Consider the following 21,082-nt stretch of genomic DNA (forward strand, 5'->3'; position numbering starts at 1 on the left):
ACTTACTTATAGCGTTAATTCTTGTCTGTCAAGCTGAAACCGGTATGAAGAAACTTTACTTGCTGCTTTTATCTACCACTGTTATGCATATAGCCAATTCCCAAATGCGGCTGGGAATAATGGGTGGTCCTCACTCCTCTTCAGTAATTGAAAAGAACTTTATACCGGATTGGGATAATACCGTAAAGCCTTACTATACGAAAAGAAGCGGTATGCATATCGGGCTTATGGGTGAAATGTCGCTTGGTTACAGCAATAAATGGTATTTCCAGCCTGGTATTTTATACATGACCAAGGGCAGAAAATACCAACGCCTGTATGACACCATCCAGGTGAAAACAGACACCGTCTTTCACAGCAATACTTACTACACCAACTATATTGAAGTACCGCTGAATTTTGCGTTAAAACTTCCGCTGAACAAAAGCAGGAGAAGCAACTTCATCATCAGCGCCGGTCCATACGTATCGTTTTTTTATAATGGTAAGGAAACATCCGAAACGCGGATCTCCTATGACGATTCATCCATCACTTATTCAAAAGATGAATCAAACATCCAGGTTGGCAAAGATGATCATAAGGTCACTACGCTGGATCTGGGCGTAAATGCCCGGGTAGGTTTTGAATTTGGAAACCTGTTGCTGACCGGTTTCATCAGCCAGGGATTGACCAGTTTTTACGATGCGCCATACAAAGGCAGCTTCAAACACCGGGTTATTGGCGCTTCCATTGGCTTGTGGCTGGGTAAAAAAGTGGTGTTGACGAATGATAAGGACAAAGACGGGGTGCTCGATAAAGTGGACGGCTGTCCCGATGTGGCAGGTTCACCGAAGGCAGGCGGTTGTCCTGATAAAGACGGCGATGGCGTGGCAGATGGGGTGGATAAATGTCCGGATGAGCCAGGACTTGCCCGCGATGCAGGCTGTCCCATTCGTGACCGCGACCATGATACCGTTCTTGATCCTGAAGATAAATGTCCTGACGTACCAGGACTTATGAAATACCAGGGCTGTCCGCCACCCGACACCGACGGCGATGGCATCAACGACGAAAATGATCTTTGTATTGACAAACCAGGCCCGGCCGACTTTAATGGTTGCCCCGTGCCCGACAGCGATAGCGATGGCATAAATGACAAAGAGGATAAATGTCCTACTGTGGCCGGCGTACGGGAAAACAGCGGTTGTCCGGCCATTAAGAAAGAGATCGTTGACCGCGTGAACTATGCGGCCAAGAAGATCTTCTTTGCCACGGGAAGCGACAAGATCCTGCCGGCTTCCTTCGCCGCCCTGAATAATGTGGTAGCCATTCTGAGGAATGATACTAGCCTTAAACTGGTGGTAGCGGGTTATACGGATAATGTAGGCAAACCGGCATCGAATTTGATCCTGTCGCAAAAACGCGCTGATGCCGTTAAGAACTACCTGGTTCAAAAAGGGCTTGACGCCAGCAGATTAACAGCTATCGGCTATGGCCAGGAAAACCCGGTTGACGATAACAGCAGACCCGAGGGCCGGGCAGCAAATCGACGGGTGGAACTGAAACTATCGCAGCGATAGCAGTTGAAAGCGGCGCCTGCCCATTGCAAAGCGGGATCTTTTCAAAGTTTGCAAAAGGTTATGAGTTGCGATCCTGCTCGTAATATAATTGTCGCTTAATCTCGAACAAATTACCAGCCACTCATGTAAATAAGATACATGTGTGGCTTTTAATTTTATATTTTGTGCCAGGCGGAGAATGAACGTTTGTAAAAGCAGCCGCCTGAATTTGGGCAATAAACGCAGTTCATTCTCCCGGTTATAGGGTTCATGAAATGTTAAGAATTAGTAAAAAACAAGATATTTGGACCGTATTACCATTAATAAACTTACGTTACACATCTGTAAAGCAAAAAAAACTTGTAAATGAACAAACTGGTAAAAGTAGCAGGATTAGTTACTGCCATGGTGATTGCTGACCAAACGGCCTTTGCGCAGCAAGAGAAAAGCATAAAAACAGGAGATGTGCCGAAGGGATGGCACCTGCTCGACAAAACCAAGGACGGGTATCACGGGATCAGTCTCGATAAAGCCTATGAATTCATCCGTACCAAAAACCTGAAATCAAAGACTGTTGTAGTGGCGGTCATCGATTCGGGTATCGATACGCTGCATGAAGACCTGAAAGAAGTGCTGTGGGTGAACCCAAAGGAGATCCCGGGCAATAATATCGATGATGACGGCAACGGTTATACTGATGATATCCACGGGTGGAACTTCATAGGCGGAAAAGACGGCAAGAACGTAAAACAGGACTCTTATGAAGGCGCCCGCGTTTACCATATGTACAAGGAGAAGTTCGCCGGTAAGAGCATAGACACCGCTACGCTGTCGGCCGAAGAAAAAGATGAGTACAAAATGTGGCTGAAATCGAAAAAGAAGATCGAAGGGGAAGGCGCCGATGAAGGCGTTGACCTGGGAATGCTGAAAAGAGCGTTGAGCAGCGCACAGAAAAGCGACAGCATCATGCGTAAAGCGCTGAAAAAAGAAACTTATACCGGCTCCGATGTAGATACTTTCACGGCTGTTTCATCAAACGAAAAAACGGCTAAAGGCAGCCTGTTGTATTTATTCAAAGCCAACCAGATGATGGAAACCACCAACAAGGAATTCCTGGAAGGTTTTGAAGAGTTTGTAAGCGGTGAAGAAAGAAAGGCAGAGGCCAAGGAAAAAGCGCCTCAAAATTACCGCGGCGATATCACCAAAGACAATGAGGCCGATATCAACGACCGCAACTATGGTAATCCCGATGTAATGGCTTCTACCCCATTCCATGGTACGCACGTGGCCGGTATCATCGGCGCTGTGCGCAACAATGGTAAAGGTATGGATGGCGTTGCCGACAATGTACGCATCATGATGATCCGCGCCGTACCCGATGGCGACGAGCATGATAAAGATATTGCCCTGGCAATTCGCTATGCAACTGACAATGGCGCCAAGATCGTGAACATGAGCTTCGGTAAAGATTTCTCGCCCCAGAAAAAATGGGTAGACGAAGCCGTTAAATATGCAGAAAGCAAAGGCGTATTACTGGTACATGCAGCTGGTAACGATGCCAAAAACATAGATACCGCTGACAATTTCCCGAATGCTTATATGAAAGGAAGCAATGAAAAAGCCTCTAACTGGATCACGGTAGGCGCCAGTGGCGATCCGAAATCCGGTGGCTTTACAGCCTCTTTTTCCAACTATGGCAAACAACAGGTAGATGTATTTGCACCCGGTGTCAAGATCTACTCAAGCATTCCTGGAGGCAACACCTACGGCAATGCCCAGGGTACGAGCATGGCCTGCCCGGTAGTAGCCGGCACAGCCGCCTTCCTGCTGCAATACTTCCCTTACCTTACGCCGCAGCAATTAAAATATTGCATTATGAAATCGGCCCAGGTGCCCGACGCCAAGGTTAGAAAACCCGGTACTGAGGAAATGGTTGCTTTAACTGACCTGAGCGAAAGCGGTGGTATTATCAATGCCTACGAAGCCGCTAAAGTAGCTGCTACATTGGATCCTTCCGGCAAAAAAGCTTCGCCCAAAAAATCTTCTGCCAAACCAACGCTGAAGAACAAAAAAGGATAAGCTTACTTAGATAGTTACAGGGTACAGGTTACAGGGTAAAACCGGTAATTTGTACCCTGTTTATTTTAGTTACCGGTCGCCGGTTACCGCGAAAAGGCACCCTTTAATCAGCGCCTGCACATGCGACCAATGCCGGAAAAATAGTAAGCCTCGAAATAATGTCCTGGCGACCGGCGCAAGGTAACCGGTAACACATTCGGATATTCTGAAACATTCTAACTTTGTACACCTGTAACCTGGAACATGTATTTTAAGTATTTTTAGAAAAAAGAAAGTATGTTGCGTAAAAGCGAAATAACTGTACCTGATTTTTACAAAACCTATATCAATGCCCTGCAGGAAGAAGAACTGCAGGAGGCCCTTGCCAACAACACCCGCCGTTTTAGAAAACTGCTTAAACAGATCCCGCATAATAAGATCAACTATGCGTATGCGGAAGGCAAATGGACGATCAAGGAACTGCTGCAACATATCATCGATGCTGAACGGGTATTCATTTACCGGGCCCTTACATTTGCCCGCCGCGACCCGGCTCCCCTGCCCGGCTTCGATGAAAACAACTGGGCCATTACTGCCAAAGCCCCCAAACGCAAATGGAACGAACTGGTAGAAGAATTCAAATTGCTCCGTAATGCCAATGAGATCTTCCTGAACTCACTCGACAACGATCAATTGTTACAGACCGGTTCTGCCAATAACAGTACGATCAGTGTGGCGGGACTGGCGTTTGTTTGTGCAGGCCATGTTGCTCATCATATGCGTATTATCAGGGAAAGATACCTGGATGAACAATCCGGCGATAAAGTGAAAGTGAACGGTATTAAAAAGAAGAAAAAGAAGAAACAATAATGAATGTGATAACTGGTTAACTCTCCCCATACATTTTCCTGATGCTGTCGGTAAAGAGGGTGTACATTACTTTCAGTGAAGGATGCGTTTGTAACAGCTCGAGGTGTTTTTGAATGGTGGCCTGGTCGTTGCGAATGGCCGGACCCGTTTGTACAGCAGCCGGCTCATGTTCATGTAACCGGTCGGCTACCGCAGTGATCAGGGGCAACAACATGGTAAAATCAACCTGTTCCTGCAAACAATAGGCTTTTGCCAGGGCATATAAATGATTCGTGAAATTGCTTACCATGACGGCTGCAAGATGCAGTTTCAACCGCTGTTCGTCATTGGCCTGCTGCACCTGGTTCGAAACAGTGCCGGCAAATTCAGTGATCAGGGTAAGATCATCCTCCGTATTGCCATCAACCAGGAAGGGGATATCGGGCAGTTCATTCAGTTCGCTGCGCAGGCTTTGCAGCGGATACAAAACGCCATAGTTTTTACTGCAGGAACTCAAGACGTCTTTTGATACCGCCCCGGCTGTATGTACAACCAATTTATTATTTACCTGTAGTTCTGCAGCAACAGCAGCAATGGCGGAATCACTTACGGCTATTACATACAGATCGGCTGATGGATCGGTGTGTTTCAGATCATGGGTAAAGGAAGCTGAAAGCATATCGGCCAGTTCCTCAGCGTGCAATCGATCTCTGCCATACACCTGTATGATCTCGTGCTCTGCCGCTAAAAATCTTTTTCCCAATATGGTGGCAACGTTTCCTGTACCGATTATTACTATTCTCAATGCTTTGTTTTACGTTTTTGTTCTTGATGCTGAACTGCAGTTGCCAGTCACCGGTTACCAGTGTCAGATTCCAGGGCTTATGCCCGTTGTTTACATTATTACATTATCACATCATCACATTATCACATTGCCACGTGGATCATTGGTTCTTCCCTTCTACCATGGGCACAAACGAAAAATTATCAAAATACTCTTCCGTTATGCTTCCATCGCGTTGTTTCGTAATGCGTAACATACGTTGAATATGCCCCTCGCCTACCGGTATCACCATTTTACCACCCACTTTTAACTGATCTATTAATTTAGGCGGAATATACGGCGCTGCTGCAGTAACGATCACCTTGTCGAATGGTGCATAAGTGGGCAGGCCTTCATAGCCGTCACCGTAAAAATATTTGATGTTGGGGTATTTACTTCTCAGGATAAAACCACGGTGTTCTTCAAACAGTTTTTTCTGCCGCTCTATAGTATATACCTGTGCGTTCATTTCGCCCAGAATGATGGCCTGGTAACCGCTGCCGGTACCAATCTCCAGCACTTTTTCGTAAGGCTTTATTTCGAGCAACTGGGTTTGATAAGCAACAGTGTAAGGTTGAGAAATGGTTTGTCCCTCAGCAATGGGAAACGCCCGGTCTTCATAGGCAACGCGGTCTAAAGCTGAATCCAGAAAGTAATGCCGGGGAACCTGTAGAATGGCTGTTAGCACCCGCTCATCGGTAATGCCTTTCTGCTTTAATTGGTCAACCAGTTGTTTACGCAGCCCTTTATGCCGGTAGGTGTCTTCAAACGTTCTCATAAACGGCACAAAGATAGTTCAATTGTGGTTAGCTCGGGCCTTCTGTTTAAGATGAAAATGAACTGGTTATAGTTTGTGTTACCAGTCACCGGGTTCCGGTTTCCAGGCATCCGGCGACTGGTAACTGGTAATTTATAATTCTCCCCGTGAAGCTGCATACAGCTCATACCAATCCTGGTGATCGAGGTCAATGGTAAAGGCATTGGCAATATTGCGGATGCGTTGCTCACTAATGGTTCCAACTAATGGCAGCGCGCCCAATTTAACCAGCCAGGCAACGGCTAAGGACTCTATATCAGCATTGTATTTTTTGCCGATCGTTTCCAGTCTCGAACGCACTTTTACGGCCTGCGCGTCGGTGCCATTGGCAATGCGGCCTGCAGCGAGGGGTGCTGAAGCGAGCGGACGCATATACCGCTGTTTGATATAATCGAGCTGCCCATTGTCGAGCGCCGATGTGTTCAGCAGGTTCAGTTCAATATGATTGGTTACAATAGGCGTTTTTAACAACGAAGCCAGTAACTGGTGTTGAAACACGGTGAAATTGACTACCCCAACGTTCTTCACCTTACCCGAATCTTTCAGGCGTTGCAATGCCAGTGCAGTTTCTTCCACGTTCGACAGCGGATCGAGGTGATTGAGCAGAAAGATATCGATGTAATCGGTTTTCAGTTTCCGCAGGGAATTGTCTACACTTTTAAGTATATGATCTTTGGAAGTGTTATAATGGTTGATGCGCACGCCAGGCAGGCCGGCATGTGGGGTAACCAGTCCACATTTGGAAAATAAAACAATATCTTCTCTTTTGAACGATTTGCGGCTGATCAGTTTGCCAAACAGTTCCTCGCACTGGTAGTCGCCGTAAATATCAGCATGATCAAAGGTATTAATCCCCAGTTCCAGACAGAGATTAACGATCTTTTCCATGGTGTCGGCAGCATCGTTCTTTACTTCATTCCATCTGTAAAAACCATAAATGGCCGGTGATACTTTAGGGCCCGAATCACTGAGATAAATTTTTTGCATGCAGCTTACTGTTTTCTGTTTTACAATAATCGGGATTAAATTAATACAATACAAACTTTAGCCTTCACAAGTTTGTGCCATTCAATCTGCTGCCTGCAAATGGGGAAATGGCAAAAAAGGAAGTTTTTTTGTTAATAAGTAGCAGGAGCGCTTATTTTGTGTCCTTTACAAAAATCAATAAAACACCTCTATTTTGCCCATTATTCCGGTCAATCTGTATATCCGTTAAAAAACAACTCAATGAAATTATTTCTTATCAGATACACCAAGATCGCATTCCTCAGGCTGCGATTGCATGTTATTTTCAATATTTTCTCCAGCCTGTTATCAAACCTGTATCACCTGACAAAATTATCTGCGTGGGCAAGCAGGAACAGAAAGATCGGATATAATGATTTTCCCTGCAAATGGGATTATGAGAAAAGATATGGTCTTTATAAATGGGTAATTGAAAAAGAGAACCTTCAACAGCAGCCTATTAACTACCTGGAATTCGGAGTTGCTCAGGGGCATTCCTTCAAATGGTTCTTACAGCAAAATACGCTTGTTGAAAGCCGTTTTTATGGATTTGATACGTTTACCGGGTTACCCGAAGATTATGGTCCGTACAAAAAAGGACATTTCGATAACAAGAACGAAGTACCTGTGATCAACGATTCAAGAGGGAAATTTTTTCAGGGCTTGTTTCAACAGACTGTTCCTGGCTTTTTGAAAGAATTAAACAATAATAACAGGAATGTTATTATGCTGGATGCAGATCTATATTCCGCTACTCTGTATGTGCTGAGCACCCTGGCGCCTTTTCTGAAAAAGGGAGATATCGTTTTCTTTGATGAATTTGCTGTACCAACGCACGAATTCAAAGCATATTTTGATTTTGTACAGTCATACTATACCAATCTCGAACTTATAGGCGCCGCGAATAATTATTATTTTACAGCATTCAGGGTCAATTAATGTAACCGAAATATTTATGAAGAGGCCGTCTCAAACAATAATTTTGAGACGGCCTCTTTTATTGAGAACCTGTCTTATAAGGTTTTATAAACTACTTCCATAAACGTACATGACCGGCCGATACCTGTGCAGTCATTTAATTCTAAGCCGGTTCAAACCCCTTTAAACGCCCAGGAAACTCTCTTCGGGGATAACATCTTCCTCAACTATGTCATTGGCTGAAGCAGTTGCAGGTTCGCTTACCTGCTCCCGTTTCTTAACGAACACATAGGTGAGCGCCAGCGCTACCAGTAATAACAGGATGCTGATCCAGATCACCTGGTGAATGCCGAACTGCGTAATGACGATGCCGCCGAGGAAAGTGCCGAGGGTTACGCCTGCATTCCCAAACGACACCATCAAACTGGCTGCCAGTTCAGGCGCTTCCGGCGCTTCTGACGTTGAGCGGGTTTGACCGATCAAAAACCCGCCGGTATGAATGAAACCCCAGATACCCACGATGGCGGTCATGGGAATAAATAAACCGCCGAAAACATAGGCCAGTATATGCACCCCGATCAGTGACAACAAAAAGAACCGGGTGGTCAACAATACGTTTTTGCTTAATGCCAGTCCGGTGACCCAGTTACCGGCAATACCGGTGGCGCCGAATAACAACAGCATAATGCTGATCTGGGTCCCATTCATCCTGCTGATCTTACCCAGGTATTCGGCCAGGTAACTATAGGTGGCGAAAATGCCGGCGATCATGATCATGGTTGCCACCAGGTTCACCCACATTTGCCCTTTACGTAAAATTACCAGCTGGCTTTTGATCGATTGTTTTTCTGTAACGGGCATGGATGGTACAAAAGCTGCCAGCGCTGCAAAAGCAATCAGGTTTATAACGCCCGATACGATGAAGGCTGCTTGCCAGTTGATCAACTCAGCTACATAAGTGGTAAGAGGCACGCCGAGTACGGTGGCTATACTTAAACCTGCCAGCACCACTGACACCGCTTTGGGTGCATCTTTTGGTTCTACCTGTTTAGACGCTGCCACTGTTGCCACCGCCCAGAATACCGGGTGCAGAAAGGCCGGCAGTATACGGGCGATCATCAATACCGTAAAATTGGGCGCTACAGCCGACAGGATATTCGACAACACAAATGTGAAGAGCACCAGGCTCATCATCCATTTTCTGTTAAATCTGGATGTTAACAACACACCAAAGGGACCCGTTAAGGCAATGGTCAATGCAAACCCGCTCAATAGCCAGCCGGCTGTGTCGATGGAAACGTTAAAGTGTTTGGCAATGGCGGGCATAATGCCGATGATGCCGAATTCGGTAGTGATAATGCCGAAAGCGCCCAGGGCCATAATGTAAATAGACTTCTTCATAAATTTAAACATTCAAATGTTTCGATATATTAGTCAATAGTGATCCTGTAGCAAGCCGGTTATGGTTTGCCAACCTTCATTCATTAAAAATTATTGTTAACGCTACCCTTCCAGGGAGCTTAAAAAGGCAATGTACTCGTTGAGCACTGGTTTGTTCAGCACGTATTTGAGGTTGCGGCCTTCTTTTTCAGGCAGCAAGAGATCTGCATCTACGAGTTGTTTCAGGTGGTGTGATATAGATGGCTGGGCAAGGTCCAGCATGTCATGTATTTCTGCACAGTATAAACATTCCCGCCTTTTCCTGAACTGTTGCAGGATCTGGATGCGGCTGGGATCGCTTATCGCCCGGGAAATCTTCTCTATTTTTTTACTATCCATACTAGCTCCCAATTGAATTGCGGGACAAATATAAATAGATACATCTAAATATTTCGATGTTTTTTTTTAGGGGAAGAAGATTTTAACAAAAAAGGCGCAAGGCTAAAGGCGCAAGGCTGAAGCCTAAAGGCTGAAGGCTGAAGGCGAAAGGCTAAAGGCTGAAGGCGCAAGGCTGAAGGCGCAAACGCTTCCCGGCTTAGGAAGTTGGGGTATAGATTATTATGAACCGTGCGTTGCTCCCCCTTTAGGGGGCCGGGGGGTGTCTGGGGGGCTGGGGGTAAAAATGAAGCCACCGCTGCATATACAGGATGGCTCATTCCCCTCCGGGTTTCCTGTCAGAAGGCGCAGGTAGCTGCCTTAACCACAGCAGCATAATCCCTCTTCCCGAAAAACCCATGGTATGAAGCAGAGCCTTAACAACATAATGTGTTGATACCACATTTCTACTGCCTGTTCTTTTTGTCGTTCAGATATTGCGTGAACACTATATGATTGATCTTGTGATAATCTACATCGAACAGGGTACTGATGCTAAAGATCTCGTGTACGGTAAGATCGTCTACGTTGGTGACCAGGCGGGTCATTCTTGGATTATTAGTGCGAAGGTGTCTACCGAGTAAGCTCTTTGGGATGTAATGGAATATTTCTTTAAACTCTTTTATATGTCCGGTCTCGATCATGAACTTTATACTTTCATATCGTTTATCCATGCTCATTATTCAAATAAAAGAAGAATACACGATTAAATATCAAAAATCAACAATTCGTCTTTTAATTCTTCACTTCGAGCAAACAGATATTTCGTTTTGTATTTTTTTTGTTTCAAATGAATTAACAAACCGGGCTATGCGAATTGTTACCTTCCCGAACGCTTACCCGATCTGCTCCTTTTATGCTCATCCTGTAAAGCCATATTCACCAGCACTTTTGTATCAACACCTATTGCCCTTGCTATCTTCGACAGCTCTATTAATTTAAATTCGAGCGGCTCGTTAATAAGCCGGGTGAACCGGTTATTGTTTGTTTTCAATTCATGGCTCACGACCGACTTGGGTATATAGTCGAAGATCTGGGAGATCGAGGTGATCTCTCCTTTTTCAATAAAAAGCCGGGCAATATTGTAGCGCGGATCTTTGATCATGTGATCAAAGAAAATAATATTGTTTCAAACTAAAGCAGGAAAGGATAGATGAGTATCAAGAAAGTACGACCTGTATTTTTTATTACTATTTCCGGCAACATTTTAATACATTCTGTACTTTTTGCAGACTGGATAAATTATTCAGGCTGAAATGCATAGATCAGGTGTGGCGCAGTTTAAACCGCGCCACAGCTTTCTTATAATTATTTTTTCTGATAAACCCGCACATAAGACCACTTCAAACCGCGCCGAAAAGTGGTGTTAGCCCCAACACATGTAGAAAGTTATATTGAAAATCAAGTGTCAAAATCCCGAAATCTCTAAATCTCGAAATCCCAAAATCCAAAAATCTCTTACTATTTTTATTGAATGAAGCGCCGCCGCAAAAACCCCTTTCTGCTTATTGGATTTTTTTTCATTTCCTCTTACTGCATGGCGCAACAATGGCGTATTCAGACCGACAGCCTGCTGAAAGCCGGTAAAAAGGCAATCGCCCCGGTGGAACAAGTAAAATATTTTACAGACGCTGCTTTTATATTTTTATTGCAGGACCCCGACACCTCCATGTTACTGTACAATGAAGCGGAACGTTTCGCTACCAGCAACGGCAACGATACGGCGCTGGCCATGGTGTATGCCGGCAAAAGCGCAGTTTACCTGATGAAAGACAACAACGCCATGACGATGGAATATGCGTTAAAAGCATTAAAGATCAGCGAACGTACGACATTACCGCCCGATGTGCTTGCCGCTATATACCGGAAATTAGGGTATGTATACCGTAACACCAATCAGTTTGCCAAAGCGATAGATGCCTATAAGAAGGCGCTGGCCTATTCAGAAGCTTCGAACAACAGTTATGATATGGCGACCACCTCGTCAAACATCGGGAACATCTTCAACAGCTTCAACCACTACGACAGCGCGCTGGTGTACCACGAAAAAACACTCGAATTTGCGCATACGGGCAACTATAAAGACATCATAGCCAGAACTTATATCCAGATCATCAATTCGTACAATGGTCTGAAACAATATGCGAAGTCATTTCAGGCAGTGGCTGCTATGCGGCCTTATTTGGTTTTGCCTGATGTAATGCCGCTGACAAAAGGGTTAGGCTATACGAAGATCGCCAGCCTCGATATGCAGCATGGATCACCCCGCCATACGCTGGCGGCAATGTACCTCGATAGTATGAAACGCCTGATGGCCATCACTTCGCCCGGGAAGGATAACCTGCTGGAATATTATCTCAACCGCGCCTTGCTGGAATTCAGCCTGAATCATTATGATTCGGCCAGAGCGGCGCTGGAAAGATACAATGACCTGAAAAAACAGCGGGACGATGAGATCATCAGCGGTCATGCGCAGGAACTGGATACGCGGTACGAAAGCGGTAAAAAAGATGCCCGCATAAAAGACCTGGATCAACAAAACCGCCTGCGCAAAAAATTATTGTTCATTGCCGTCACCGCTTCCGCCATTTTCCTGGCCCTGTTGTTCTTGCTGTGGCGGCAGAACAAGAAAATAAAAAAGCAGGAAGGCCACCTGAACTACCTGATGAAAGAGCTGCATCACCGCGTCAAGAACAACCTGCAGATCGTAAGCAGCCTGCTGAATTTGCAAAGCGCCAGGATCGATGATCCCCAGGCACAGAAGGCGTTGACCGAAGGCCAGCACCGGATCGAGGCCATGAGCCTGATACACCAGAAACTATACCAGACCAAAACCACCAGCCGGGTGAATATACAGGAGTTCATTGCAGAATTATCGGAGAACCTGATGCATGCCTACGGTTACAAAGCTGATAACTTCAACCTGCAATTAGAGATAGCAGTTAAAGAACTGGAAGCCGATACGGCGATCCCCGTAGGATTGATCCTGAATGAAGTGGTGACCAATGCTTTTAAGTACGCTTACCGGCAGGTGACCGATCCTTCGTTATACATTTCACTGGAGGAGCACGGTGGCAAGCTGCAACTGACCATCGCCGATAACGGCCGGGAACTTACAGAGAAAAGCTGGCGGCTGTCTGCCTCATTCGGACGGCAATTGATACATTCGCTTACCCGGCAACTGGAAGGCAGCATGCAGTTGAACTGCGATGCCGGTTCCGTATTTACATTTACATTCCCTGTTAAACCTGTACAAGCATGAACGACAAAGTAAAGATCATGATCGTGGAAGATGAGACCATTGTAGCGATGGACCTTTCGCTGCGCCTGCAAAAAGAAGGTTACGAGGTGGTGGGTATTGCCAGTAACAGCGACGATGCCATTGAGATCTATACCGAACACAAGCCCGACCTGGTATTGATGGATATTAATATTAAAGGTAAAAAAGACGGCATTGAAACTGCCGCCGCCTTAAAAAAGATCCAGGAAGTGCCATTGATCTTTCTCACGGCTTTTTCTCAGAATGAATATATTACCCGGGCCAAAACCGTAAACCCTTCGGCCTACCTGGTAAAACCATTCAATAACGACAGCCTGCACACCAGCATCCAGATCGCCATTCACAATTTTGCCGTGCCGGGCAAACCCACCCATCCGCAGCCAGTTGTAGAAGCGAAAGACGATACCGCTAAAGAAACATTGCTGTTCTTCAATAACTACTTTTTTGTAAAACACAATTATCGCTTTAACAAGTTCTCCCTCGATGAGCTGTTATTTGCCGAAAGTGATAACAATTATATCAGGCTGGTTACTACCAAGAAGAAAATAGCATTGCGCTTATCCCTGCAATACCTGGCAGATAAGTTCAATCACCCGGCCCTGGTACGGGTGCACCGGGGCTTTATTGTGAACATCAGGAACATCGATAGCTTTAACGAAGAAGAGATCATCATAGGGCCACATCAGATCCCTATCGGCAGGAATTATAAGGATGATTTTTTAAAAAGTTTCAGGTATTTGTAAGGTGTGCCACACTTACCCGTTCGACGCCAGGAAACTGCGGACACCTACCCTGTAATATTTTGCCGTAAAAGCTTGCATACGATCCTATAATTGCTATTTTTATCTCCAATCCAGTCCCAATATCCTTTGTATGCAAGTAGAAAGCATAAAAACCACCCGCAACGTTGCCATTGTGTATGCAGATGCCGCTTCCGGCTCCCGGTCTGCGGCGACAGCCTTACAAAAAGTGTTGCAGTCCCAACAACCCCACTGCCGGGTACGTTTGGTGAACATTACGGAGATCTTCGACCATCATCGCCTTTTCGGAAAACTTATTCGCAGCAGCATTCACTATTTTAACTGGCAATTGAAACGTGACCGCAGCTTCGATCTGCGCGGACTCATCAACGGCACCCTGTTTGCCCACGACCTCATTGGCCGAAATGGAATTCGTAAAATGGCCGCATTCTGGCAATCATTCTATCCTGATGTAATTGTTTCGGTAACGCCTCTCTTCAACCCTGTGTTATACCGCAGTGCCATGGAGGTGAACCCGGGCGTACAATGCATTACCATTCCGGTAAATTTCAATGAAGTTTGCAGCCGCTACTGGTTTACCCCTAAAGTAAAGCAGTATTACCTGAATGCAACGGAACAACTGCAGCAGCAGGCCGCAAAAGCAGGCATTCCCGAACAATATCGTTTCCGCATAACCGGTTTGCCGGTAGACGAAAGCGCTTATGAGCCGGCGCCGGCCGACCGCCATTTTCAATTACGCTCGATCGGACTGAATCCCGAATGGCCGGTAGCACTGATCTCATTTGGCGCACAAGGTTCGCACAAAATACGTGCTGTTGTGCACGCCCTGGCCAAACAACACCGCCAGTTGAACCTGATCATTTTATGTGGTAAGAACAAACGATCATTCCGTAAGATAACCGCTTTACAACTCCCCTTGCCTACGGCCGTTTACAGCTATTTACACCAATCGCCAATACTTTTCCTGCACCTGAGTGATCTCGTGATAGGTAAAGCCGGCGCTATGACCATCTCGGAAGCGCTGATCACGCAGAAACCGCTGATAGCGCTCAGGAGCAGGAGCATGCGGCCCCTGCAAAAGGCACAGGAAGACTGGTTAACGCAAACCGGAACAGGGCTTGTAGCAGCAACGCCTTCCAAAATTGCCCAGGCTGTAACTGCTGTAATGACGAATGAAACGTATAAGCATAACATGCAGGAACATAGCCACAAGGCCATTTACGAGGCAGCGGCTTTTATAGAAAGGATTGGCAAATTGAACCAGGTGCAACGGCTTAGGGTTAATAAGATGATGAGTTGACGTTTTAATTGGCCATCCCATAAATCAAAGAACTGAATTATTGTTTGTGACCATTACTTTGTTGAATACAAATGTATCATTAAACCAATAGGAAAAACGCGTAATACCAGATCAGTAGCCGTCGTTGGCAGGTTTGAGCCGCAGTGGATCAATGGTGGCCGGAAATGTACAAAACAGCCGTTTTGGGTCATGTATCACTGCATTTCGACTAATAACCAATAGATTAATTTTAAAAAGGAGCGGCTGTTCACCCGGGTCTTGTGGTGGAAAATTCGTATGAGCATGTTGACGGTTTGTCTATGAAACTGCATGCATTTCTTCGGGATTTGTTCGGCTCTTCCCCGGGGATGCTTTGGGTTTTCTCCCGGAAATCCCGAACAAATCCCGAAGCAGGCCCAGCGCAGAGTGGGCTCAGACTGGAAGAAATGTAGGTTAACTTACCGCTGTTATTCTGGTCAACTCCATGTAAATGACTTATGTTTATTTCAGTCTGTTGATTTAAAATCACTGTAATGAAAAAAGGAGGCCGTATTAACCTCCTTCAATTATTTTTTTGACTTACTCACTTTATTTATCTATCACAAGGATTCAACGCTTGCACGAACTCAGTGGTTACGTTATTCCCGTTACAGGTACCCGGTTTCCACTTGCCCGATTTGCGATAAATGCGTAGTGCTTCCTTTTCCAGCGCATTCGGTTCTTTTACCTCTGTTTCGCCACGCATAGGTACTGTTCTTCTGATCATTCCGGCAGAATCTATGACCAATTTAATTCTTAAGTTACAATCCATCGTGGCATCAATATCGTTAGTATTAAAATTCCTGTTTATATACCTCCCCCATGCAGGCGCACCGCCCGGATACTCCGGTACGGTTTCTACACCCGTGTATACAGTTAACCCAAGTGTTGTATCGTAATAGCTTTTACATCCGAAAGCAGGCTGAGGTGCATTGGTATTTTTGATCGAAGTATCGGACGATAACCAGGAAAAAGAAGAAACTAAAAGGGCAAAATAAGTAATAAAGTTCATCATAAATAAAGGTTTACGGCAGTGTCATTATTGAGCATCCGCGCCAATATACAATTTTTTGGGTAGCGGTCAAATGTGAATCACCCAATTCCATTCGTATTAACATTACCCACATTATTTTCAACCAAAAAGCCAGCGGCAAAACTATTTTCAAAGCCTTGGCCTGTATCAATTACATTGATGTGTGCGTGTACCTCTCCATGCTACCCTACCGGGCATGCCTATGCTTTCAAATTGAGCAAGCCAAAGCCAACAGGCTCATTGAGAACAAAAATAACGGATCATGTTGAAAACTCCGGGGAACGGATGGCCGTTGATCGCGGTGTAATCATTGCCAAAATAGTTCAGCGTAAGCCCGATGGCATCTTGTGCAGTGTACTGGTTAAGTCGGCCGGCATGTCCATCCTGGCCCATCTCAAATGAATCCGTTCCACCTGAACTGTTAATGCCTTTTAACCAACCCCAGCTAAGCGGGGCAGGCTTTGCAGCGTGTATGCATAGTCCATACCCTGCATCCCGACTGAAGTCGGGACAAGCGCTGCTGTTCACTTAATGTTAGCTGTAGCATTGGTCCATGCAGGTATGGCTTCTGCTCTGCACTCGTGAACGAGGGCAGCCTGGCCGCAGCCGAATTAATTGCACCAGGTATCCTCCGCTGATTTCTGCATGTTGAAGCGTTTTAATGGGGTGAATTGAAAAAAGGAGGCCGTATCGACCTCCTTCAATGATTTTATTCTTACTATTCTTTTACCAATTTTTTTGAGACATTAGCCTTTAATAAACATTTCTATATCATCTAAAGCATCTCCTATCCCAGCTATTTCAGGCTCATTTAACCTAGTGCGGAGTATACTTATTACTTTATCTTTTTCAAGTTTACCATGTATCCTTGCCACATGCCCTAAGCAGGTGGCAGCTAAGCCACTTATTTCAGAATTATTACTCATGAAAAAATAAAGACATTTATCTTGCACCCATTTCCAATCTTGCTCATTCAAAGCTATAGCGACCAGTGCATGACAAATATTTTTAACATCTTTTGATGCAAATATCTTTTCAGCCAATTCCTTATCAAGCGGAATATCATTATAATCTTTATCCATGATTCAGTTTTGTTATTTTCCCTTTTTTATCTGCCATACCTGATTTTATTAGAGCCTTTTGCCGTACATCTCAATATTAACTACGCCACATGCAGAAATTACTTATCGGGCCATAACGCTAATCCTACATGCCTGCGATACGCAGCTTAAGCCCCAAATTCAACGATTGATATTAGCAGGTGTTGTACTCCCGGCTTTCTGTATTGAGTGCTACTTTCATGTAAAAGTGTTTAATGGGTTGAAATGAAAAAGGAGGCTGTATTGACCTCCTTCAATAGATTATATAAAGCCAGTGTGTTGGCCTTGGTGCTATTTTATTTATGTTGTTAAAGAATGACTACTTTCCACCTTTTCTATTAGGATCATATGTATTGACATATAATTTTTGAGCTTCTAACAATTTTTCATTGTCGACAGTGGGCGGGTTGTAATTGTTATTCTTCATATCAGTAAGGAATTCCTCTGGAATTAAATCAGTGTACTGTTTAGAATAATAATACCCAAGATAGCTAGGCCAAATCCATGTTCCATCTGTATAAAAAATGAGTGGGACAATTGGATTATTCATTTTATCATAAACGTAATGCAAAAAAGAAACAACTACTGTTCCATTCTCCAAATAGTTAATGATCTGTTCAAGATTTTCAACTGGCACCTCCTTTTGTATTTGATATTCGCTTAATGGCTGTCCAATCTTAAACAATCCACGTTCATGATCGCTAATGATACCTACAAATTTCATTTCTATTAATTTTATTCAAACAAGAGCATTTTCCCTACTTCATGTTGCTTTGTGGGCGCTACATAGAATTGTTGTCCGTAATTTACCATAAAGCTCCCTTTGTTCATAATTGAAAGCTCCCCAGTTGGTGCTACAACTTGTACACCTGCTATTTTTTGTAATTGAGCAGCTGCACCATTTGGAAAATTTCCTGAATAACAAGACATTAGTCTGATTTTAGTGCCGGGCTTATATCCATTGGCTAACATATGATTATATAATTCTTGAGGACTAACAATTTTTTTGTTTATTGTAAATGCCATCCCATCCTCAGTACCATGCACAACAGCATCATACCAACCTTTTTTAGAAATTAGATTAGCTGAATTTTGAATAATTGCTTTATCACTTCCAAAACCCACAAGAGGCATTACTCGATTTCTTGCAGCTATTCCTCCTAAGAATCTAAGCCCTCCTCTAAGTAACATGCCAACACCTAATAAATCCTCTACATTAAAATTACTTGGCTCAATTTTGCCCGATACAAAGCTGTTTGAAGAATTTGCTGTAGCTTTTGCTGCAGCGGTAAAGTGTCTAGCTGCTTCGTAATTTAATCCACTTCCTACAAATCTATCAAGTTCCTTTTTATTCAATTCTTCATTTCCACTCAATGATTTTGCAGCCGAATTATACAATCCCAATGAACTTCCCAAAGATTTTGCTGCCAGAGAAGTAGACAATACATTCACATAACCACCAGACCCATACCAACCAGCTTTGGTCAAATTTCCTTTTGCATCACGTAATCCACCGGAATGCCAATACCAAGTCTCCGTTTTTGTTCCAGTGTAATCTCCCCTTGCATTGTAGGTGTCTTGGGAAGTGGATTGTGACTGGCCTTCCTGAGTTCCGTTTATTGCCGGCTTAGGCTCACCACCATCCAAATCTATATTTGCCATTGGGCTATTCCCTGCAAACTGATAAGGCGTCAACTCAGGATATCCCTTAGTAAGTGGGTCAACCGATAAAAACCTTCCTATCCTCGGGTCACTGATCCTCATCCCATAGTCCTGTTGATTCCCCAACCCCTTCACCTCATTGTCATTCATCTTGCCATTAAACCCAAACTTATAAGGCACATTATTATTAGGCAACGCTACCCGGCTAATCATCCCAAACGGATAATAATCCTGAGCAGTCACAATATGCGGGTCGTAGTGATGAATCAAAGAGCTTCCGGCTGAAGATACGCCAAATTTGCGATCTGATACAGTAGCCAGTACGTTCCCTAAATGGTTGGTCAACTCATATACTGTTTATGCCCGCGTTCGTATATGAAACGTACGAATCTTTATGAGCTATGTAAGGATGAAATTACAGGTAAAAGAAATGGAGTACACTCCGACAAATAATAAAGTTATGGCGGTTTATACCAAAATCACAATGCTGTATGTTGACTTCCTGTAGCTTATAGCGTTCCTTAAACTCATTGTTTACCATCGGGTTCTTATGATTTATTATAGATCTTGATGCAGAATAATCCGAATGGTCTAAATACTTCCTTTCAATCCCATATAAGTCCTTGAATGGGCTGTCCTCAAAGCAGACCAGGTCTTCCATCATTCCACAAACCTACATCCGATATGGATTCATTACCTGATCCGGAAAAATGCCGCTTATTGAACGAATGCATACCGCGCTTGCATCAGGAGGCTTACTGTACCTACAAGTATATCATGCAACTAGTCCAAAAGGTTATCGAAAATTATGAACATTTAGGAATGAATACCTACGGGAAAGATGGCTTCTCTGATAAATATTATTTTAGTGATCACCTTTTTACTTTGCAGCTCACATAACGGGTAAAGCACGTCTCCTTCTCCATCAAGGTCTTCTATCATAACCAGCTTGTGTTTTAGCTCCTGCTTACCGAAGTAATAAAAAGCATTCTCTGATAAGCTGGTGATCTGGATTACATCTTCTGCCGGCATAAGTTCACCTACCTTTTCCTGTAAATGGGTTTTACCTGTACCACTGCTACCTAAGCTAATTACATGCAAAGGTTCTTCTCGCTCTCTGCTGGTAAAAACCAGGTACATTAGAAGTCTGTTTTGCTCTTCACCTATTACACCACTTTGCCCAATCAGATCATTGGTTCGCTGTAACAGGTCAGGCTGACGTAGAAACTGCTCAGCTTCCTTCCTTTCTGCATCGGTAAGCTGTTTTACCGGTTCTTTTTCTTTAACCAGTAGCTTCAGTTGCTCCAACCCCGTATTCTTCCAACAGGTTTATCAGTGTGGCAAATGCTGTAGTCAGGTAAGCAGTACCCCAGTGTAACCCGTTCAGCACAGCGCCTTATCAGTTTATCAAGGCTTTCATTGTTGTACAGGTCAAGGTTATGCCGTACTGCAGTTCTTTATATTCCACTTTCAGGGTTACCCGCATTCTTTCCAGTCCTTCTATTTTCAGGCCACCCAGAAGCCCGAAGTTCAAATCTTGATATTGCCAGGTGATGTAGTCCCGGTTTTCAGTATTAAGTGCTATTGTCATGTAAAAGGGTTTAAGGGGATGAAATAAAAAAGCCAGCTGTAAAGCCTGGCTTTAGTTTATGTGTTTCTGGTATGCAATTGAATATCCGGACGCTTTATTGTGTGACGTTCGTGGAGGTTGCAGGGGGTGAAATAAAAAAAGGAGGCCGTTTGACCTCCTTTTAATAATTATAAAAGCCAGGCGGTGAACAAGACTTACATGCATTTAATTTTACTTACTTTTCAACTAACGTGGCATGTGAAACATTATCACCCTTGCAGCATATACCTCAAGAATGAAACAATAATACTTCTTGATTCTTCCCATAGATTATGAACTCAATATCTTTTCTCGAAATACTATTAATATATTGAAGGGCCGCCTCATAACTTTCAAAAACTGAATAATACACTTGACTTTCTGATATATGGCGTTCAAATTTATCATCTACGATTATTCCTGTATTTTTTTCGGCTCTAACTAATGCGACTTCCTTCTCAGAAAGTTGTGGGAAACGAGCTTCTATCATATTTAA

At 44.2% G+C, this 21,082-nt stretch carries 22 protein-coding genes; 7 read left to right on the forward strand and 15 right to left on the reverse strand.

The window, feature by feature from the left end:
* The first annotated feature begins 44 nt into the window (after positions 1 to 44).
* The 3 genes from JUB15_RS13900 (at position 45) to JUB15_RS13910 (ending at position 4,466) form a co-directional block, all read left to right on the forward strand.
* Complete coding sequence (locus JUB15_RS13900) at positions 45 to 1,559, forward strand: OmpA family protein (RefSeq protein ID WP_207513097.1); 1,515 nt, start codon at positions 45 to 47, stop codon at positions 1,557 to 1,559.
* Between the two features lie 345 nt (positions 1,560 to 1,904).
* The gene (locus JUB15_RS13905) at positions 1,905 to 3,617 is read left to right on the forward strand and encodes a S8 family peptidase (protein ID WP_207513098.1); all 1,713 of its coding nucleotides are present in this window, start codon (positions 1,905 to 1,907) and stop codon (positions 3,615 to 3,617) included.
* Positions 3,618 to 3,893: 276 nt separating this feature from the next.
* Positions 3,894 to 4,466 carry a DinB family protein gene (locus JUB15_RS13910; RefSeq protein ID WP_207513099.1) on the forward strand — a complete coding sequence of 191 codons (573 nt, stop codon included), beginning with the start codon at positions 3,894 to 3,896 and terminating at the stop codon, positions 4,464 to 4,466.
* 16 nt (positions 4,467 to 4,482) lie between these two features.
* Here the strand turns inward: JUB15_RS13910 and JUB15_RS13915 are convergent, their stop codons facing one another.
* The 3 genes from JUB15_RS13915 to JUB15_RS13925 all read right to left on the reverse strand — a co-directional run bounded on the left by JUB15_RS13915 (position 4,483) and on the right by JUB15_RS13925 (position 7,072).
* On the reverse strand, positions 4,483 to 5,250 hold the full coding sequence (locus JUB15_RS13915; protein ID WP_207513100.1) for a Rossmann-like and DUF2520 domain-containing protein: 768 nt from the start codon (positions 5,248 to 5,250) through the stop codon (positions 4,483 to 4,485).
* A gap of 139 nt (positions 5,251 to 5,389) precedes the next feature.
* The gene (locus JUB15_RS13920) at positions 5,390 to 6,046 is read right to left on the reverse strand and encodes a protein-L-isoaspartate(D-aspartate) O-methyltransferase (RefSeq protein ID WP_207513101.1); all 657 of its coding nucleotides are present in this window, start codon (positions 6,044 to 6,046) and stop codon (positions 5,390 to 5,392) included.
* A gap of 132 nt (positions 6,047 to 6,178) precedes the next feature.
* On the reverse strand, positions 6,179 to 7,072 hold the full coding sequence (locus JUB15_RS13925; protein ID WP_207513102.1) for an aldo/keto reductase: 894 nt from the start codon (positions 7,070 to 7,072) through the stop codon (positions 6,179 to 6,181).
* 240 nt (positions 7,073 to 7,312) lie between these two features.
* Between JUB15_RS13925 and JUB15_RS13930 the strand changes: the two genes are divergently transcribed.
* The gene (locus JUB15_RS13930) at positions 7,313 to 8,029 is read left to right on the forward strand and encodes a class I SAM-dependent methyltransferase (protein ID WP_207513103.1); all 717 of its coding nucleotides are present in this window, start codon (positions 7,313 to 7,315) and stop codon (positions 8,027 to 8,029) included.
* A gap of 162 nt (positions 8,030 to 8,191) precedes the next feature.
* Here JUB15_RS13930 and JUB15_RS13935 read toward each other — a convergent pair whose 3' ends face one another.
* The 4 genes from JUB15_RS13935 to JUB15_RS13950 form a co-directional block, all read right to left on the reverse strand.
* Positions 8,192 to 9,409, reverse strand: coding sequence for an MFS transporter (locus JUB15_RS13935; protein ID WP_242696337.1), 1,218 nt, complete (start codon positions 9,407 to 9,409; stop codon positions 8,192 to 8,194).
* 102 nt (positions 9,410 to 9,511) lie between these two features.
* Positions 9,512 to 9,787: an ArsR/SmtB family transcription factor gene (locus tag JUB15_RS13940; protein ID WP_242696338.1), complete on the reverse strand. Its 276-nt coding sequence runs from the start codon at positions 9,785 to 9,787 to the stop codon at positions 9,512 to 9,514.
* Positions 9,788 to 10,230: 443 nt separating this feature from the next.
* Positions 10,231 to 10,497: a hypothetical protein gene (locus tag JUB15_RS13945; protein ID WP_207513105.1), complete on the reverse strand. Its 267-nt coding sequence runs from the start codon at positions 10,495 to 10,497 to the stop codon at positions 10,231 to 10,233.
* Between the two features lie 146 nt (positions 10,498 to 10,643).
* Complete coding sequence (locus tag JUB15_RS13950) at positions 10,644 to 10,928, reverse strand: hypothetical protein (protein ID WP_207513106.1); 285 nt, start codon at positions 10,926 to 10,928, stop codon at positions 10,644 to 10,646.
* 369 nt (positions 10,929 to 11,297) lie between these two features.
* On the opposite strand from JUB15_RS13950, the gene JUB15_RS13955 reads away from it, so the two are divergent.
* From JUB15_RS13955 to JUB15_RS13965, 3 genes are all read left to right on the forward strand, one after another.
* Positions 11,298 to 13,085, forward strand: a complete 1,788-nt coding sequence (locus tag JUB15_RS13955; protein ID WP_207513107.1) for a histidine kinase dimerization/phosphoacceptor domain -containing protein — start codon at positions 11,298 to 11,300, stop codon at positions 13,083 to 13,085.
* Complete coding sequence (locus tag JUB15_RS13960) at positions 13,082 to 13,846, forward strand: LytR/AlgR family response regulator transcription factor (RefSeq protein ID WP_207513108.1); 765 nt, start codon at positions 13,082 to 13,084, stop codon at positions 13,844 to 13,846. The genes JUB15_RS13955 and JUB15_RS13960 overlap by 4 nt, the downstream gene beginning before the upstream one ends.
* Positions 13,847 to 13,976: 130 nt before the next feature.
* The gene (locus JUB15_RS13965; RefSeq protein WP_207513109.1) at positions 13,977 to 15,164 is read left to right on the forward strand and encodes a glycosyltransferase; all 1,188 of its coding nucleotides are present in this window, start codon (positions 13,977 to 13,979) and stop codon (positions 15,162 to 15,164) included.
* A 571-nt stretch (positions 15,165 to 15,735) separates the two neighbouring features.
* On the opposite strand, the gene JUB15_RS13970 is transcribed toward JUB15_RS13965, so the two are convergent.
* The 8 genes from JUB15_RS13970 to JUB15_RS14005 all read right to left on the reverse strand — a co-directional run bounded on the left by JUB15_RS13970 (position 15,736) and on the right by JUB15_RS14005 (position 21,076).
* Positions 15,736 to 16,197: a hypothetical protein gene (locus JUB15_RS13970; RefSeq protein WP_207513110.1), complete on the reverse strand. Its 462-nt coding sequence runs from the start codon at positions 16,195 to 16,197 to the stop codon at positions 15,736 to 15,738.
* 255 nt (positions 16,198 to 16,452) lie between these two features.
* A complete protein-coding gene (locus JUB15_RS13975; RefSeq protein ID WP_207513111.1) occupies positions 16,453 to 16,743 on the reverse strand; it encodes a hypothetical protein in 291 nt (96 codons plus the stop codon).
* 218 nt (positions 16,744 to 16,961) lie between these two features.
* Entirely contained in the window at positions 16,962 to 17,297 is a 336-nt protein-coding gene (locus JUB15_RS13980) for a hypothetical protein (protein ID WP_207513112.1), read from the reverse strand.
* A 337-nt stretch (positions 17,298 to 17,634) separates the two neighbouring features.
* Positions 17,635 to 18,039 carry a hypothetical protein gene (locus JUB15_RS13985; RefSeq protein WP_207513113.1) on the reverse strand — a complete coding sequence of 135 codons (405 nt, stop codon included), beginning with the start codon at positions 18,037 to 18,039 and terminating at the stop codon, positions 17,635 to 17,637.
* Positions 18,040 to 18,050: 11 nt separating this feature from the next.
* A complete protein-coding gene (locus tag JUB15_RS13990; RefSeq protein ID WP_207513114.1) occupies positions 18,051 to 19,322 on the reverse strand; it encodes an RHS repeat domain-containing protein in 1,272 nt (423 codons plus the stop codon).
* A gap of 471 nt (positions 19,323 to 19,793) precedes the next feature.
* On the reverse strand, positions 19,794 to 20,285 hold the full coding sequence (locus JUB15_RS13995; protein ID WP_207513115.1) for an MTBMA_p00010-related P-loop-containing protein: 492 nt from the start codon (positions 20,283 to 20,285) through the stop codon (positions 19,794 to 19,796).
* A 91-nt stretch (positions 20,286 to 20,376) separates the two neighbouring features.
* A complete protein-coding gene (locus tag JUB15_RS14000; RefSeq protein WP_207513116.1) occupies positions 20,377 to 20,568 on the reverse strand; it encodes a hypothetical protein in 192 nt (63 codons plus the stop codon).
* Positions 20,569 to 20,836: 268 nt separating this feature from the next.
* Positions 20,837 to 21,076, reverse strand: coding sequence for a hypothetical protein (locus tag JUB15_RS14005; RefSeq protein WP_207513117.1), 240 nt, complete (start codon positions 21,074 to 21,076; stop codon positions 20,837 to 20,839).
* Between the last annotated feature and the right edge of the window lie 6 nt (positions 21,077 to 21,082).

This window comes from Longitalea luteola, from assembly GCF_017356035.1.
In the GTDB taxonomy this organism is placed as follows: Bacteria; Bacteroidota; Bacteroidia; order Chitinophagales; family Chitinophagaceae; genus Niastella; species Niastella luteola.

Bases quoted from the DNA above. Each gene is read 5' to 3' on its own strand.
- JUB15_RS14000 (WP_207513116.1), bottom strand. From the start codon at position 20,568: ATGACAATAGCACTTAATACTGAAAACCGGGACTACATCACCTGGCAA.
- JUB15_RS13965 (WP_207513109.1), top strand. From the start codon at position 13,977: ATGCAAGTAGAAAGCATAAAAACCACCCGCAACGTTGCCATTGTGTAT.
- JUB15_RS13945 (WP_207513105.1), bottom strand. From the start codon at position 10,497: ATGGATAAACGATATGAAAGTATAAAGTTCATGATCGAGACCGGACAT.
- JUB15_RS13970 (WP_207513110.1), bottom strand. From the start codon at position 16,197: ATGATGAACTTTATTACTTATTTTGCCCTTTTAGTTTCTTCTTTTTCC.
- JUB15_RS13950 (WP_207513106.1), bottom strand. From the start codon at position 10,928: ATGATCAAAGATCCGCGCTACAATATTGCCCGGCTTTTTATTGAAAAA.
- JUB15_RS13940 (WP_242696338.1), bottom strand. From the start codon at position 9,787: ATGGATAGTAAAAAAATAGAGAAGATTTCCCGGGCGATAAGCGATCCC.
- JUB15_RS13935 (WP_242696337.1), bottom strand. From the start codon at position 9,409: ATGAAGAAGTCTATTTACATTATGGCCCTGGGCGCTTTCGGCATTATC.
- JUB15_RS13925 (WP_207513102.1), bottom strand. From the start codon at position 7,072: ATGCAAAAAATTTATCTCAGTGATTCGGGCCCTAAAGTATCACCGGCC.
- JUB15_RS13900 (WP_207513097.1), top strand. From the start codon at position 45: ATGAAGAAACTTTACTTGCTGCTTTTATCTACCACTGTTATGCATATA.
- JUB15_RS13980 (WP_207513112.1), bottom strand. From the start codon at position 17,297: ATGGATAAAGATTATAATGATATTCCGCTTGATAAGGAATTGGCTGAA.
- JUB15_RS13955 (WP_207513107.1), top strand. From the start codon at position 11,298: ATGAAGCGCCGCCGCAAAAACCCCTTTCTGCTTATTGGATTTTTTTTC.
- JUB15_RS14005 (WP_207513117.1), bottom strand. From the start codon at position 21,076: ATGATAGAAGCTCGTTTCCCACAACTTTCTGAGAAGGAAGTCGCATTA.
- JUB15_RS13920 (WP_207513101.1), bottom strand. From the start codon at position 6,046: ATGAGAACGTTTGAAGACACCTACCGGCATAAAGGGCTGCGTAAACAA.
- JUB15_RS13910 (WP_207513099.1), top strand. From the start codon at position 3,894: ATGTTGCGTAAAAGCGAAATAACTGTACCTGATTTTTACAAAACCTAT.
- JUB15_RS13985 (WP_207513113.1), bottom strand. From the start codon at position 18,039: ATGAAATTTGTAGGTATCATTAGCGATCATGAACGTGGATTGTTTAAG.
- JUB15_RS13930 (WP_207513103.1), top strand. From the start codon at position 7,313: ATGAAATTATTTCTTATCAGATACACCAAGATCGCATTCCTCAGGCTG.
- JUB15_RS13960 (WP_207513108.1), top strand. From the start codon at position 13,082: ATGAACGACAAAGTAAAGATCATGATCGTGGAAGATGAGACCATTGTA.
- JUB15_RS13905 (WP_207513098.1), top strand. From the start codon at position 1,905: ATGAACAAACTGGTAAAAGTAGCAGGATTAGTTACTGCCATGGTGATT.